Genomic DNA, 1,373 nt, shown 5'->3' with positions numbered 1-1,373 from the left:
CGGCCCGGACGTCGTCAAGGCGGTCACCGGCGAGGAGATCAGCCAGAACGGCCTCGGCGGCGCCGACGTCCACGCCGAGACCTCCGGCGTCGCGCACTTCGCGTACGACGACGAGGAGACCTGCATCGCGGAGGTCCGCTACCTCCTGTCGATGCTCCCGCAGAACAACCGCGAGAACCCGCCGACCGTCGCCTCCGAGGACCCGGCCGACCGCCGCTCCGACGTCCTGCTCGACCTGGTGCCCGCCGACGGCAACCGCCCCTACGACATGCACAAGGTCATCGAGGAGCTCGTCGACGACGGCGACTTCCTGGAGGTCCACGAGCGCTGGGCCCGCAACATCATCTGCGCGATGGCCCGCCTCGACGGCCAGGTCGTCGGCATCGTCGCCAACCAGCCGCAGTCCCTCGCCGGCGTCCTGGACATCGAGGCGTCCGAGAAGGCCGCCCGCTTCGTGCAGATGTGCGACGCCTTCAACATCCCGATCATCACCCTTCTGGACGTCCCCGGCTTCCTGCCCGGCGTCGACCAGGAGCACGGTGGAATCATCCGCCACGGCGCGAAGCTGCTGTACGCCTACTGCAACGCGACCGTGCCCCGGATCTCGCTGATCCTGCGCAAGGCGTACGGCGGCGCGTACATCGTCATGGACTCCCAGTCGATCGGCGCCGACCTGACGTACGCCTGGCCCACCAACGAGATCGCGGTCATGGGCGCCGAGGGCGCCGCCAACGTGATCTTCCGCAAGCAGATCGCGGAGGCCGAGGACCCCGAGGCCATGCGGGCCCGCATGGTCAAGGAGTACAAGGCCGAGCTGATGCACCCGTACTACGCGGCGGAGCGCGGCCTGGTCGACGACGTCATCGACCCCGCCGACACCCGCCAGGTGCTCATCCGGTCCCTCGCCATGCTCCGCACCAAGCACGCCGACCTGCCCTCCCGCAAGCACGGCAACCCGCCCCAGTAAGCCCGCCCCGGCCACAAGGAGTCCACAGAAGTGACCACGCCTGCCACGGCCAACCTTCTCCGCGTCGAGAAGGGCCACGCCGACCCCGAGGAGCTCGCCGCCATCACCGCGGTCCTGCTCGCCCGCGCCGCCTCGCAGCCCGAGCCGGCCACCGCCGGCCACGGCCGCACCGCCGCCGGCTGGCGCCGCCTGGAGCGCGAGGGCGGCTTCCGCGCCCCGCACAGCTGGCGCTGACGCCCCCGACGCACGGCAAAGGGCCCCCGCTCCTCGAAGGAGCGGGGGCCCTTTGCCGTGGCGTCGTGCCGACGCACCGTCGGGACGGTTACCGCAGGCGGGCCATGAGGGCGTGCTCGACGAGGGTGATGAGTGCGCTCTTGGCGTCCGCGCGGTGGCGGGCGTCGGTGGT

General features: G+C 71.5%; 2 protein-coding genes and 1 pseudogene. 2 read left to right on the top strand and 1 reads right to left on the bottom strand.

What is annotated here, in order from left to right:
- Both IE245_RS37610 and IE245_RS36465 read left to right on the top strand, forming a co-directional pair.
- A partial coding sequence (locus tag IE245_RS37610; RefSeq protein ID WP_308436661.1) for an acyl-CoA carboxylase subunit beta occupies positions 1-967 on the top strand: 967 nt, incomplete at its 5' end.
- A gap of 30 nt (positions 968-997) precedes the next feature.
- Positions 998-1,201 carry an acyl-CoA carboxylase subunit epsilon gene (locus IE245_RS36465; RefSeq protein WP_189955736.1) on the top strand — a complete coding sequence of 68 codons (204 nt, stop codon included), beginning with the start codon at positions 998-1,000 and terminating at the stop codon, positions 1,199-1,201.
- 88 nt (positions 1,202-1,289) lie between these two features.
- Here the strand turns inward: IE245_RS36465 and IE245_RS36460 are convergent.
- Positions 1,290-1,373, bottom strand: a pseudogene (locus tag IE245_RS36460) (ATP-binding protein); the annotation flags it as partial.

The sequence above is a fragment of the Streptomyces roseolus genome, from assembly GCF_014649855.1.
Taxonomy (GTDB): Bacteria; Actinomycetota; Actinomycetes; order Streptomycetales; family Streptomycetaceae; genus Streptomyces; species Streptomyces roseolus.
Note: the sequence above shows the minus strand (reverse complement) of the source record. Positions and strands in the feature narration are given on the sequence as shown.